This window comes from Pseudomonas sp. GW823-FHT02C05 (genome assembly GCF_058797595.1).
On the sequence record NZ_JBXAJU010000001.1, the window covers coordinates 1945719 to 1958715 of the forward strand.

Annotated in this window: 10 protein-coding genes and 2 riboswitches; of the genes, 6 read left to right on the forward strand and 4 right to left on the reverse strand. The window is 63.9% G+C overall.

Features of this window, described 5'->3' with window-relative positions; translation table 11 throughout:
- Positions 1-3: 3 nt before the first annotated feature.
- Positions 4-1074, reverse strand: a complete 1071-nt coding sequence (cobW, locus tag AC1RGE_RS08705) for a cobalamin biosynthesis protein CobW (RefSeq protein ID WP_011061931.1) — start codon at positions 1072-1074, stop codon at positions 4-6.
- A gap of 98 nt (positions 1075-1172) precedes the next feature.
- A riboswitch (cobalamin riboswitch) is annotated at positions 1173-1384 on the reverse strand.
- Between the two features lie 141 nt (positions 1385-1525).
- Positions 1526-1751, forward strand: a riboswitch (cobalamin riboswitch).
- A gap of 96 nt (positions 1752-1847) precedes the next feature.
- On the opposite strand from cobW, the gene AC1RGE_RS08710 reads away from it, so the two are divergent.
- The 4 genes from AC1RGE_RS08710 (at position 1848) to cobM (ending at position 3988) form a co-directional block, all read left to right on the forward strand.
- The gene (locus AC1RGE_RS08710) at positions 1848-2036 is read left to right on the forward strand and encodes a CbtB domain-containing protein (RefSeq protein ID WP_011061932.1); all 189 of its coding nucleotides are present in this window, start codon (positions 1848-1850) and stop codon (positions 2034-2036) included.
- A gap of 11 nt (positions 2037-2047) precedes the next feature.
- Positions 2048-2749: a CbtA family protein gene (locus AC1RGE_RS08715; protein ID WP_103289999.1), complete on the forward strand. Its 702-nt coding sequence runs from the start codon at positions 2048-2050 to the stop codon at positions 2747-2749.
- A complete protein-coding gene (locus tag AC1RGE_RS08720; RefSeq protein ID WP_492584004.1) occupies positions 2746-3159 on the forward strand; it encodes a cobalamin biosynthesis protein in 414 nt (137 codons plus the stop codon). The genes AC1RGE_RS08715 and AC1RGE_RS08720 overlap by 4 nt, the downstream gene beginning before the upstream one ends.
- Before the next feature lie 82 nt (positions 3160-3241).
- A complete protein-coding gene (gene cobM / locus AC1RGE_RS08725; RefSeq protein WP_492584006.1) occupies positions 3242-3988 on the forward strand; it encodes a precorrin-4 C(11)-methyltransferase in 747 nt (248 codons plus the stop codon).
- Between the two features lie 177 nt (positions 3989-4165).
- Here the strand turns inward: cobM and nfuA are convergent, their stop codons facing one another.
- Positions 4166-4750 (reverse strand): Fe-S biogenesis protein NfuA, encoded by a 585-nt coding sequence (gene nfuA / locus AC1RGE_RS08730; RefSeq protein WP_011061936.1) that lies wholly within the window; start codon positions 4748-4750, stop codon positions 4166-4168.
- A gap of 142 nt (positions 4751-4892) precedes the next feature.
- Complete coding sequence (locus AC1RGE_RS08735) at positions 4893-7184, reverse strand: fatty acid cis/trans isomerase (RefSeq protein WP_053152490.1); 2292 nt, start codon at positions 7182-7184, stop codon at positions 4893-4895.
- A 154-nt stretch (positions 7185-7338) separates the two neighbouring features.
- On the opposite strand from AC1RGE_RS08735, the gene metH reads away from it, so the two are divergent.
- Both metH and AC1RGE_RS08745 read left to right on the forward strand, forming a co-directional pair.
- A complete protein-coding gene (metH, locus tag AC1RGE_RS08740) occupies positions 7339-11049 on the forward strand; it encodes a methionine synthase (protein WP_210483734.1) in 3711 nt (1236 codons plus the stop codon).
- Positions 11050-11188: 139 nt separating this feature from the next.
- Positions 11189-11410, forward strand: a complete 222-nt coding sequence (locus tag AC1RGE_RS08745) for a DUF2970 domain-containing protein (protein ID WP_492584008.1) — start codon at positions 11189-11191, stop codon at positions 11408-11410.
- A gap of 7 nt (positions 11411-11417) precedes the next feature.
- On the opposite strand, the gene AC1RGE_RS08750 is transcribed toward AC1RGE_RS08745, so the two are convergent.
- Complete coding sequence (locus tag AC1RGE_RS08750; RefSeq protein WP_492584010.1) at positions 11418-12503, reverse strand: ABC transporter substrate-binding protein; 1086 nt, start codon at positions 12501-12503, stop codon at positions 11418-11420.
- Between the last annotated feature and the right edge of the window lie 494 nt (positions 12504-12997).

Below are 12997 nucleotides of genomic sequence, written 5' to 3' on the forward strand. Positions count from 1 at the left end.
GGCTTAGACGCTGAGTGCGGCGCGCAGTTGCGCTTCGAGCTGGGCGGCGTCCAGTTCCTGGCCGATCAGCACCAGGCGCGTGGTACGGGCCTCGTCGGCGCCCCACTTGCGGTCGAAGTGCTTGTCGAAGCGCGTGCCCACGCCCTGGATCAGCAGGCGCATCGGCTTGTTGGGGATGGCGGCGAAACCCTTGACCCGCAGGATGCCGTGCTTGACCACCAGTTGGGTCAGGGCGTCCAGCAGCAGGCTTTCGTCGGCCTGGGGCAGCTCGATGGAGATGGAATCGAAGGCGTCGTGATCGTGGTCGTCGTGATCGTCATCGCCGTCATGGTGATGGTCGTGGTGGCTGTGGCGGCCGTCGATGTGTTCCTCGGAACCGGCACCCAGGCCCAGCAGCACGTCCAGGGGCAGGCGACCGCTGCTGGCTTCGATGACCTTGACCGCCGGCGGCAGCTCCTCGGCCACTTCCAGGCGCACCTTGGCCAGGTCTTCGGGGCTGATCAGGTCGGTCTTGTTGAGGATCACCAGGTCGGCGCTGGACAGCTGGTCGGCGAACAGCTCATGCAGGGGCGATTCGTGGTCCAGGTTGGGGTCGAGCTTGCGCTGGGCGTCCACTTGATCGGGGAAGGCAGCGAAGGTGCCGGCGGCCACGGCCGGGCTGTCGACCACGGTGATCACTGCATCGACGGTGCAGGCACTGCGGATTTCCGGCCACTGGAAGGCCTGGACCAGAGGTTTGGGCAGCGCCAGGCCGGAGGTCTCGATGAGGATGTGGTCCAGGTCGCCGCGGCGCGCCACCAGTTCGCGCATCACCGGGAAGAACTCCTCCTGCACGGTGCAGCACAGGCAACCGTTGGCCAGCTCGTAGACTCGGCCGCTGGCCTCTTCCTCGGTGCAGCCGATGGCGCATTGCTTGAGGATTTCGCCGTCGATGCCCAGCTCGCCGAATTCGTTGACGATCACCGCAATGCGCCGGCCCTGGGCATTGTCCAGCATGTGCCGCAACAGGGTGGTTTTGCCCGAGCCGAGGAAGCCGGTGACGATGGTGACGGGAAGTTTGGCCAGTGTTTTCATCGGATGCCCTTTGGCAAAAGGAGGCGGGCAAACGGGACGAGAACCGCAACGCCGGGCGCGCGGAGATTTCGCCACCGGATCACCCCGCCCGGTTGTAGTGAGAATCTTGGATCGAGGCAGGTCTCCTGGCTGAGGGCTTGCCAGTCGTCGGACCGGCGATTGCTGCGCCTTCCCACCGGCGTCGTCGACGCCCATGCAGTGGCCTTGCAGCAATCGAACCCTTCACAGTTGCGGGGGCAGCCGCGGCATCGACCGCGTTCCCTTCTTAGCTTCGACCCGTGGCCGAAGAACCTCGAAAGCGCAAGGCTACGCAGAGCCAGGGGGACGGTCAATCGACAATGCGCCCGTAGCAGCCGGCTTGCCGGCGAAAGGGCCATTGAACCTTGCACGAACGCGGCGCACACCTGCGCAGCGGTCACGGCAATTGACGCCCCTGCCCCGCCCATGATCTCCTACACACCTTGTTACGGGTGCCCTTTACAGGGTGAAACGGGAAACCGGTGAATCACGTGCTTAACTAAAAAGCCGTGGCCAGTCCGGTGCTGCCCCCGCAACGGTAAGCGAGCGAAGTGTCAGATCCACTGTGCCAAGGCATGGGAAGGCGACACTTGCCGGCACGGCATGACACAGCCCTGCCCCTCGCAAGCCCGGAGACCGGCCCGCAACACTTACATAACAACCCGCGGTGGGCGGGCGCTGTTGCAAACCCTGCGTGGCCATCACGCGGGGTTTTCCTGCGCCTCTACCCCGCTGACACTCCAGAGGGAAGCGCCATGTCGATCATCAGCAGCACCAGCCACTCCGCCAGCACGACCTCCACCCTGAGCCAGCGCCTGGTGGCCGCCATCGGCGCCTCGATCCTCGGCGCGTGCCTGGTGTACTTCGCCGGCTTCTCCCACATCGAGGCGGTGCACAACGCGGCCCACGACACCCGCCACAGCGCCGCCTTCCCTTGCCATTGAGACCTGCCGACATGATCAAGCGTATCGCGCAAACCGCAGGTTTCACCGGCCTCTTGGCCGCCCTGCTGCTGACCCTGCTGCAAAGCTTCTGGGTCGCCCCGCTGATCCTGCAGGCGGAAACCTATGAAAAGGCCCCCGCGGCCGAAGTCCATGAGCACGCCGAAGGCGCCATGGCCGCCCACAGCCACGATGCCGAAGCCTGGGAGCCGGAAGACGGCTGGCAGCGCGTGCTGTCCACCACCGGAGGCAACCTGGTGGTGGCCGTGGGCTTCGCCCTGATGCTGGCCGGCCTCTACACCCTGCGCGCGCCGAACCGCACGTCCCAGGGCCTGCTCTGGGGCCTGGCCGGCTATGCCACCTTCTGCCTGGCGCCGACCCTGGGCCTGCCGCCGGAATTGCCGGGCACCGCCGCAGCCGACCTGGCACAGCGGCAGATCTGGTGGGTCGGCACCGCCGCCTCCACCGCTGTGGGCATTGCCCTGATCGTGTTCGCCCGCAACTGGCTGCTGAAGGTCCTGGGCGCGGCCATCATCGCCGTACCCCACGTGATCGGCGCGCCGCAGCCGGAAGTGCATTCGATGCTGGCCCCGGAAGAACTGGAAGCGCAATTCAAGATCGCCTCGCAGCTGACCAATGCGGCCTTCTGGCTGGCGCTCGGGCTGATCAGCGCCTGGTTGTTCCGACGCAAGAGCGCGGGCCAGTACTCGGCATGATCGAAGTGAGCGCAGCGCCGACCCTGGTGGTCGGCCTGGGCTGCCAGAAAGGCTGCCCGGTGACCACGCTGCGCGCCTTGCTCGACCAGGTCCTGGCGGCGCACCAGTGGCAGGCCCGGCAGGTCCTGGCCCTGGCCAGCATCGACCTCAAGCGCAACGAACCCGGCCTGCTGCAACTGGCGGAGCAACTGGAACTGCCGCTGACCTGTTTCAGCAGCGGCCAGCTCGCCCCCTTTGCCCTGCGCCTGAGCCACCGTTCACAGATAGCCTTCGAACGTACCGGCTGCTACGGCGTGGCCGAAAGTGCCGCCCTGGCCCTGGCCGAACAGCTGTCACCCGGCCCGGCCACACTGCTTGTTCCCCGGCAAAAATACGCCCAGGCCACCCTGGCATTGGTCGTCGCCCGGTAGAATCCCCGATAATTCCCGCCTTCGATCATGAGCAATCTTCATCTGAAGCACGGCTCCCGACCTTTTTTCACAGGACACAGCCATGACTGTCTATTTCATCGGAGCCGGCCCCGGCGACCCGGAACTGATCACCGTCAAGGGCCAGCGCCTGATCCATCGTTGCCCGGTGATCATCTACGCCGGCTCCCTGGTCCCCCAGGCAGTGCTCGACGGGCACCGCGCGGAGCGGGTGATCAATAGCGCCGAACTGCACCTGGAGCAGATCATCGAGGCCATCAAGCAGGCCCATGCCCGGGGCCAGGACGTGGCCCGGGTGCATTCCGGCGACCCGAGCCTATATGGCGCCATCGGCGAGCAGATCCGCTGCCTGCGGGAGCTGGGCATCCCCTTCGAGATCATCCCCGGGGTCACCGCCACCGCCGCCTGCGCTGCCCTGCTGGGGGCCGAACTGACCCTGCCGGACGTCTCCCAAAGCGTGATTCTTACCCGCTACGCGGACAAGACCGCGATGCCTGCCGGCGAGGATTTCGCCAGCCTGGCGGCCCACGGCGCCACCATGGCCATTCACCTGGGGGTCAATAACCTGCCGAAGATCGTTGCCGAGTTGCTGCCCCACTACGGCGCAGACTGCCCGATTGCAGTGGTGCACCGCGCCACCTGGCCGGATCAGGACTGGGCCCTGGGAACCCTGGCGGACATCGTCGATCAGGTGGCGGCCAAGGGTTTTCGGCGCACGGCACTGATCCTGGTGGGCCGGGTGCTGGCCACGGATGTTTTCAGCGAGTCGTCCCTGTATCGCGCCGGACACGCGCACCTCTATCGCCCCTGACACACACCCTGTGTAGGAGCTGGCTTGCCAGCGAAGGCGATCTGGGAATTGGTGCAAGACTCTAGGGCCCTTTCGCCAGCAAGCCGGCTCCTACGGAGGCTTTTGGGGGGAGCTGGCTTGGGGGCATAAAAAAACGGCGCTCACGGGGCGCCGTTTTTTCAAGTCACAGCGAACGCCTTAGTAGTAGGCGTTTTCTTTCTGCGTGTGGTCGGTGACGTCACGTACGCCCTTGAGCTCCGGAATGCGCTCGAGCAGGGTGCGCTCGATGCCTTCCTTCAAGGTTACGTCGGCCTGGCCGCAGCCCTGGCAACCGCCGCCGAACTGCAACACGGCAATGCCGTCCTCGACCACGTCGATCAGGCTGACCTGGCCGCCGTGGCTGGCCAGCCCCGGGTTGATCTCGGTTTGCAGGTAGTAGTTGATGCGCTCGTTGACCGGGCTGTCGGCATTGACCATCGGCACCTTGGCGTTTGGCGCCTTGATGGTCAGCTGGCCGCCCATGCGGTCGGTGGCGTAGTCGACCACCGCATCATCGAGGAAACCTTCGCTGAAGGCGTCGATGTAGGCGGTGAAGCTTTTCAGGCCCAGGGCCTTGTCTTCGGGTTTCTCTTCGCCCGGCTTGCAATAGGCGATGCAGGTCTCGGCGTACTGAGTCCCTGGCTGGGTGATGAAGATGCGGATGCCAATCCCCGGGGTGTTCTGCTTGGATAGCAGATCAGCCAGATAATCGTGGGCGGCGTCGGTAATGGTTATGGCGCTCATGGTGGTTCCTCGCAGACGTGGGCGCAGTTTACGCCAATCCAAGCCGCTGACAAAGTCCTAGTATTTTTGTCGGGATAGACTTTGGTATAGAGCGTCCCCGGGCCGCGCCAAGGCGCAGTCCGGGGGAGATGACAGCTCTATGTCAGAGGTTTTCGTAACGATTCATGTCCAGGACCCCGGCTTCCACCGGATCGGTTTCCTGCAGGTAGCGGGTCTGGTCATGGAAGTACTGCCAGAACTGCGGATGGCTGCGGCGGATGCCCCAGCGCTCGACGATCTTCTCGAAGCTGGCGGCGTCCCGGGCCGCCTGCATGGCGTCGACGAACTCCGGCACTTGCCCGGCCGGTACGTTGAACATGAAGTTCGGATAGCTGCTGAGAATCCCCGGGAATATGGTCAGGGTGTCCAGCCCCGGCTGATAGCGCAGCGACTCGCCGAGCATGAAGGCCACGTTACTGTGGGCGCGGTTGCGCAGCATGCTGTAGAACTCGCGCTTGCCGCTGGCGGTCTGGACACGCAGCAGGGTCGCTTCCGGCAACTGTTCGATGACCTTGAGGCCCGCCGCCGGGCGCGATGCCAGGCGGCTCAGGGCCTGCTCGGCATCCTGCAGCGCCGGGTCGATGTTCGGGCGTGAGCAGTAGGCGCTGTCACAGCGGTTGATCGGATCCGGCTTGGCGTTGAGGTCGCCATAGCGGGCCAGCAACTGGTTGGCGAAGTCCTTTTTCGGGTCCTTGAGGTCGAGCTTCAGCGCGCTGCGCTTGTCGTCGTCGATGGACTCGTAATCCAGCCACATCTTGAACTTGCCGCTGTTCTGGTACCAATCGTCGAGGAAATCCTCGCGGGTGCCGGCGGGCATCAGGCGCAGGAAGTTCTGCTCCGCGCCATTGCGGATCAGGTCGAAGTACAACCGGGTCTGGGCCTGGTGGGAGACGTTGCCGAACACGTCGAAGTTCACCGCCAATTGATAGTAGGTGCGCTCCAGCAGCGGGTAGTCGAACAGCCACATCGTCTGTGGCACTTCGCCGATCAGGCCCTTGGTCACCGAGGCGCTGTCGAAGTGGCGGAAGATGCTCAGCAGCGCGTTGTCGTTGCCGGCCCACAGGGTCGACCAGCTGGGCGCCGGCGAATCGGCATAGGAATCGCGGCGCAGGGCCTCGTACTCGTTGCGCTTGTCGCGATAGGCCAGCCACAGGCTGAGCACGCTGCCGACGTCGTCGTTCTGCCCGGGCATGGCCAGCAACGGCGTGGCCTGGCCGCGATAGGCCGGGTCGGTGATGTACAGGTCATGTTCGGGGGCCTGGAACAGCGCCCAGAAGTTGTCGCGGATCACGTCGGTGGCGATCTGCCCGCGGCACACCGGGCCACGGATAAAGGTGCGCACGAAGTATTCGGCGTTATCCAGCATGAACTGGTAGCGGGCCTTGGCCGGAATCGCCTCGAAGGTCTCGAACGGGTTGGCCCGGCGCGCCGGCCCGTAGCCCGGCAGGGCCGTGACCTGCCAGTCGCCGCTGTAGAACAGGGTCTTGACCCGGGCCATCTTCGCCGCGCTCAGCGGGTAGGTGATATGGGTCTTGTGCACGATCACCCCTTGCACCGGCCACAGGCGGTAGTACACCTGGGTGCCCGGGTCGTCGTTGGGGCGACGGGTGTTGATCAGGTCGATGGGCTGGCCACTGGGGGTACGGGAACGCACCCACTGGAAGAAATGCCCCGGCTCGCCGCCTTCAAAATAGAGATGGGCGAGGAACAAGTGTTCGTAGAGCCAGCGCGCCACCAGGCTCTCCCGGGCGCCAGGGGCGTTGAGCAGGTTTTCCCACTGAGCCACTTGCAGGCTTTCCCGGGCACTGGGGGCCAGGCCTTGCTCGTCGATGGGCGCGCCCGAGGCCAGCCAGCGTTGCAGGGTCAGGTATTGCTGATCGGTCAGGCCGGTGACCGCCAGGGGCATGCCTTCCTTGGGGTGAGCCCCGGCATAGGCGTCGAACTCCGCCGGCTGCGGGCACATGTTCTCGCGGCTCAGGCCCAGGGCGATCTCGCTGGGCAACTTGGCGTTGGGTTGCAGCGGGGTGCGATGGCCCAGTTCCAGCATGCGCGCCATCAGCGCCGCCTGGCTGCCCTGGGCGTCAAGCACCGAATAGAAGCCCTTCTGCTGCCAGGCACGCTGGCCAGTGGCGTCATAGAACAGCCGCGTAGGCGCTTGGGCCTTGCTGCGCTCGCCGTCGTACACCGGAATCTTCGAAGCACCGCGGCTGGCCCCCTCGCCACTGCCCAGGTTGAGCTGACAGGCGGAGTCGTAACAGGCATGACAGGCCACGCATTTCTCGGTAAAGATCGGCTGGATGTCGCGGGTATAGGAAATCGCCGGCGCCGGACCTTGTGCCAGGCACACTGAACTCAGAAGCAGCAGCGCGCTGCTGACGATAAAACGAAACGGCATGTCCCTGGTCCCGAAAGAAAAAAACGCCGCGATTCTACCGGTCTCACTCCTCGACCAACATGAGCGATATTCATGCAAAAACCACGCATGCCGCAAAACCATGCAGGTTTGCTATGATCGCCGCCCTTCGTAATGGCCTTACCAGGTAGTTCTCATGTCCGATCGCAGTGCTCGCCTCCACGCCCTCCAGCAAGCCCTCAAAGAGCGCATTCTGATTCTCGATGGCGGCATGGGCACCATGATCCAGAGCTACAAGCTCGAAGAACATGACTACCGTGGCAAGCGCTTCGCCGACTGGCCCAGCGACGTCAAGGGCAACAACGACCTGTTGGTGCTGACCCGCCCGGACGTGATCGGCGCCATTGAAAAAGCCTACCTGGATGCCGGTGCCGACATCCTCGAGACCAACACCTTCAACGCCACCCAAGTGTCCCAGGCCGACTACGGCATGGAAGAACTGGTCTACGAATTGAACGTAGAAGGCGCCCGCCTGGCGCGCAAGGTGGCGGACGCGAAAACCCTCGAGACCCCGGACAAGCCACGTTTCGTCGCTGGCGTCCTGGGCCCGACCAGCCGCACCTGCTCGCTGTCGCCGGACGTCAACAACCCCGGCTACCGCAACGTCACCTTCGATGAACTGGTGGAAAACTACACCGAGGCCACCAAGGGCCTGATCGAAGGCGGTGCCGACCTGATCCTGATCGAGACCATCTTCGACACCTTGAACGCCAAGGCCGCGATCTTCGCCGTGCAGGGCGTGTTCGAGGAGTTGGGCTTCGAACTGCCGATCATGATTTCCGGGACCATCACCGATGCTTCCGGGCGCACCCTCTCCGGCCAGACCACCGAAGCCTTCTGGAACTCCGTGGCCCATGCCAAGCCAATCTCGGTGGGCCTGAACTGCGCCCTGGGCGCCAGCGAGCTGCGCCCCTATCTGGAAGAGCTGTCGAACAAGGCCAGCACCCACGTCTCGGCGCACCCCAACGCCGGCCTGCCGAACGAGTTCGGCGAGTACGACGAGTTGCCGGAACAAACCGCCAAGGTCATCGAAGAGTTCGCCCAGAGCGGCTTCCTCAACATCGTCGGCGGCTGCTGCGGCACCACCCCGGGGCATATCGGCGCCATCGCCAAGGCCGTGGCCGGTTATGCCCCGCGACAGATCCCGGACATCCCCAAGGCCTGCCGCCTGTCGGGCCTGGAGCCCTTCACCATCGATCGCAACTCGCTGTTCGTGAACGTCGGCGAGCGCACCAACATCACCGGCTCGGCCAAGTTCGCCCGGCTGATCCGCGAGGACAACTACACCGAGGCCCTGGAAGTCGCCCTGCAGCAGGTGGAAGCCGGCGCCCAGGTGATCGACATCAACATGGACGAAGGGATGCTGGATTCGAAGAAGGCCATGGTGACCTTCCTCAATCTGATCGCCGGCGAGCCGGACATCTCCCGCGTGCCGATCATGATCGACTCTTCCAAGTGGGAAGTGATCGAGGCCGGCCTCAAGTGCATCCAGGGCAAGGGCATCGTCAACTCCATCAGCATGAAGGAAGGCGTCGAGCAGTTCATTCACCACGCCAGGTTGTGCAAGCGCTACGGCGCCGCCGTGGTGGTGATGGCCTTCGACGAGGTCGGCCAGGCCGATACCGAGGCGCGCAAGAAGGAAATCTGCAAGCGCTCCTACGACATCCTGGTCAATGAAGTGGGCTTCCCACCGGAAGACATCATCTTCGACCCGAACATCTTCGCCGTAGCCACCGGCATCGAGGAACACAACAACTACGCCGTTGATTTCATCAACGCCTGCGCCTATATCCGCGACGAGCTGCCCTATGCCCTGAGCTCCGGCGGTGTGTCCAACGTGTCGTTCTCGTTCCGCGGCAACAACCCGGTGCGTGAAGCGATCCACTCGGTGTTCCTGCTGTACGCGATCCGCAACGGCCTGACCATGGGCATCGTCAACGCCGGCCAGCTGGAGATCTACGACCAGATTCCGCAACAGCTGCGCGACGCCGTGGAAGACGTGGTGCTCAACCGCACGCCCAACGGCACCGACGCGCTGCTGGCCATCGCCGACCAGTTCAAGGGCGACGGTAGCGTCAAGGAAGCGGAAACCGAGGAATGGCGCGGCTGGGAAGTCAACAAGCGCCTGGAACACGCGCTGGTCAAGGGCATCACCACCCATATCGTCGAAGACACCGAAGAGTCGCGCCAGAGCTTCAGCCGCCCGATCGAGGTGATCGAAGGCCCGCTGATGTCCGGCATGAACGTGGTCGGCGACCTGTTCGGCGCCGGCAAGATGTTCCTGCCCCAGGTGGTTAAATCCGCCCGGGTGATGAAGCAGGCCGTGGCTCACCTGATTCCCTTCATCGAGCTGGAGAAAGGCGACAAGCCGGAAGCCAAGGGCAAGATCCTGATGGCCACGGTCAAGGGCGACGTGCACGACATCGGCAAGAACATCGTCGGCGTGGTGCTGGGCTGCAACGGCTACGACATTGTCGACCTGGGGGTCATGGTGCCGGCGGAGAAAATCCTCCAGGTGGCCAAGGAGCAGAAGTGCGACATCATCGGCCTGTCCGGGCTGATCACCCCGTCCCTGGACGAGATGGTCCACGTCGCCCGCGAGATGCAGCGCCAGGATTTCCACCTGCCGCTGATGATCGGTGGCGCCACCACCTCCAAGGCCCACACTGCGGTGAAGATCGAGCCAAAGTACAGCAATGACGCGGTGGTCTACGTCACCGACGCCTCCCGCGCGGTGGGCGTGGCCACCCAATTGCTGTCCAAGGAACTCAAGGCCGGCTTCGTGCAGAAGACCCGCGAGGAATACGTGGAAGTGCGCGAGCGTACCGCCAACCGCAGCGCCCGCACCGAGCGCCTGAGCTACCCTGCGGCCATCGCCAAGAAGCCGCAGTTCGACTGGAGCAGCTACCAGCCGGTCAAACCGACCTTCACCGGCGCCCGGGTGCTGGACAACATCGACCTCAAGGTGCTGGCCGAATACATCGACTGGACGCCGTTCTTCATCTCCTGGGACCTGGCCGGCAAGTTCCCACGCATCCTCGAAGACGAAGTGGTGGGCGAAGCTGCCACCGCGCTGTACAAGGACGCCCGGGAAATGCTCGACAAGCTGATCAACGAAAAGCTGATCAGCGCCCGCGCCGTGTTCGGCTTCTGGCCGGCCAACCAGGTGCAGGACGACGACCTGGAAGTCTACGGCGATGACGGCCAGCCCCTGGCGCGCCTGCACCACCTGCGCCAGCAGATCATCAAGACCGATGGCAAGCCGAACTTCTCCCTGGCCGACTTCGTCGCGCCCAAGGACAGCGGCGTCACCGACTACGTCGGCGGCTTCATCACCACCGCCGGAATCGGCGCCGAAGAAGTGGCCAAGGCCTACCAGGATGCCGGCGACGACTACAACTCGATCATGGTCAAGGCCCTGGCCGACCGCCTGGCCGAAGCCTGCGCCGAGTGGCTGCACCAGCAGGTGCGCAAGGAGTACTGGGGTTATGCCAAGGACGAACAACTGGACAACGAGGCGCTGATCAAGGAGCAGTACAGCGGTATCCGCCCTGCCCCGGGCTACCCGGCCTGCCCGGACCACACCGAGAAGAGCACCCTGTTCGCTCTGCTCGACCCCGAGGCCAGCGAAGGCCGTGCCGGCCGTAGCGGCGTGTTCCTTACCGAGCACTTCGCCATGTTCCCGGCGGCCGCCGTCAGTGGCTGGTACTTCGCTCACCCGCAGGCGCAGTACTTCGCCGTGGGCAAGGTCGACCAGGACCAGGTCCAGAGCTACACCGAACGCAAGGGCCAGGACCTGGCCGTGAGCGAGCGCTGGCTGGCACCCAACCTGGGCTACGACAACTGACCCAGGTTGTGCAGGAGCCGGCTTGCCGGCGAAGGCGGTCCCCGGGACCTCTTCGCTGGCAAGCCCATTCCTGCAGCCGCCCGCCACCCCGGGCGGCATTGTCTATGCTCTGTTGACACCCAACCGTGTCGAGGGATTTATGGACGATCCAAGCAAGAACAATCAGCCTCCGACCTTCCTGCAGATGCTGCAAAGCGTGCTGGCCGCCGCCTTCGGCGTACAGAGCGGGAAGAACCGCGCCCGCGACTTCAGCCACGGCAAGCCCAGCCACTTCATCGTGCTGGGCATTCTGTTCACCACCCTGTTTGTTCTGGTGCTGCTGGGCATCGCCAACCTGGCGATGCACCTGGCGGGGGTCTGAAGCAGCGTCAGCGCAGCAACAGCTGCAAACCGAAGGGATAGCGGTAGCTGTCCGGCTTGCCTTGGGCGGACAGCCCGCGAAAATCGACCCTGGTGCCCACCTGATCCCCCAGGCGCAGCAACTGCCGGGCCTGGGCCGGGGTCAATGCCTGGAACAGCGACAGCTGCCAATCCGGCCCGCCCAGGCGCCGGGCGTCCAGCCCCAGGGCATCATCGTGCAACGCCACCAGGGCCCAGCCCCCCAGGGTAAAGTGCCCCGCCTCCAGCACCGACAACTTGCCGTCGATCAGGGCCTGCAAGGCCTCGGGCGAACTGTTGACCCCACTGAACAGCAGATCCGTTCCCGGCTTGCGACCCAGTTCCCGGGCCGCTTGCATCGCCCCCAGGGCCATCTCGTCATTGGCTGACCAGATCAATTGGGTTTTGGGGTAGCGCTTGAGCAACTGTTGCGCCTGGCGGTAGGCGCGCTCCCGGCTCCATTCGCCATAGACCAACTGACGCAAATGCACTTGCGGGTACTCGGCCAGGGCCCGGCGCAGGCCGCGCTCGCGCAACTGCGCCGCAGGCGTGACCTTGAGCCCGGAAAATGCAAGCAGTTCGATGCCCTGCCCTGCCGGGACCGGCCCAAGCTTGTGCAGCAGCTCCTTGAGCATGCGGTAGCCGGCTTCCTCATCGTCGCCCACCATGCTGCCGATCCAGTCCGAATAGTTCTGCCGGCTCTGCCCGATCAGTTCCCGCTGGTCCAGGGTCAAAGGGCTGTTGACGATAAACAGCTTGGTCCCGGAGCCCTGGGACAGACGCAGGATCTGCGGAGCCACGTACTGTTCGTTCACCAGCATCAGGTAATCGGGTTTGTCGCGGCCCTGGAACAGCTCCCGGGCCTGCTGCAGAGTGTTCTGCGGATCGCGCTCTGCATAGAGGATGCGCAGGTCAAGCCCCAGGTCCCGGGCCGCGGCCTGCATGAACTGCGAATAACTGACCCAGAAGGTCTCCGTGGAATTGCCGGGATTGAGAAACACCACCGATGTGGCATGAGCGACCGCCCAGAACGGCAGACTCAGGCACAACAGCCACTTGCACAGACGCTTGAACATTACGAGAAGAGCCCCAGAATTTCGCCCAGGCAGTATAACTGGCAAAGTGCTGGCCAACGGCGGCAAATTGTCATGATTGTCCGACAATTCAGGCTCTTTTTTATCGCTCGACTACTGGTGACTGACCCAGAACACGGCCGTACCCACGACCAGTATGATCAGAAAGAGAATGGCCCAAGCATCAACGCTACTGTCACTTTTCCTTACTTTGGTTGGATGGCTCATAGCATCGCCTCTAGTAGATTTTGTCGGTGACTGCTCAAAGACTCGTCCACAGTTAAGACCAGGATTGCCCCTACCACAAATGGGGTTACTCTCACGCCCCTACCGTTAGTCGTTTTGGTTCTGTGCATATACTCAAACATCACTTTTGCGCATAACCGCAAACTGGTATCGTTCGGCGGCTCCGTTGGGAGTGCGCGGCCGTGCGCGCAGATTTGCTTACATGGGTGGCGTGAAGCGTGAACGAAGGCAAGACGAGGTGAGACCGGCGA

Bases quoted from the DNA above. Each gene is read 5' to 3' on its own strand.
- cobW (WP_011061931.1), bottom strand. From the start codon at position 1,074: ATGAAAACACTGGCCAAACTTCCCGTCACCATCGTCACCGGCTTCCTC.
- AC1RGE_RS08710 (WP_011061932.1), top strand. From the start codon at position 1,848: ATGTCGATCATCAGCAGCACCAGCCACTCCGCCAGCACGACCTCCACC.
- AC1RGE_RS08715 (WP_103289999.1), top strand. From the start codon at position 2,048: ATGATCAAGCGTATCGCGCAAACCGCAGGTTTCACCGGCCTCTTGGCC.
- AC1RGE_RS08720 (WP_492584004.1), top strand. From the start codon at position 2,746: ATGATCGAAGTGAGCGCAGCGCCGACCCTGGTGGTCGGCCTGGGCTGC.
- cobM (WP_492584006.1), top strand. From the start codon at position 3,242: ATGACTGTCTATTTCATCGGAGCCGGCCCCGGCGACCCGGAACTGATC.
- nfuA (WP_011061936.1), bottom strand. From the start codon at position 4,750: ATGAGCGCCATAACCATTACCGACGCCGCCCACGATTATCTGGCTGAT.
- AC1RGE_RS08735 (WP_053152490.1), bottom strand. From the start codon at position 7,184: ATGCCGTTTCGTTTTATCGTCAGCAGCGCGCTGCTGCTTCTGAGTTCA.
- metH (WP_210483734.1), top strand. From the start codon at position 7,339: ATGTCCGATCGCAGTGCTCGCCTCCACGCCCTCCAGCAAGCCCTCAAA.
- AC1RGE_RS08745 (WP_492584008.1), top strand. From the start codon at position 11,189: ATGGACGATCCAAGCAAGAACAATCAGCCTCCGACCTTCCTGCAGATG.
- AC1RGE_RS08750 (WP_492584010.1), bottom strand. From the start codon at position 12,503: ATGTTCAAGCGTCTGTGCAAGTGGCTGTTGTGCCTGAGTCTGCCGTTC.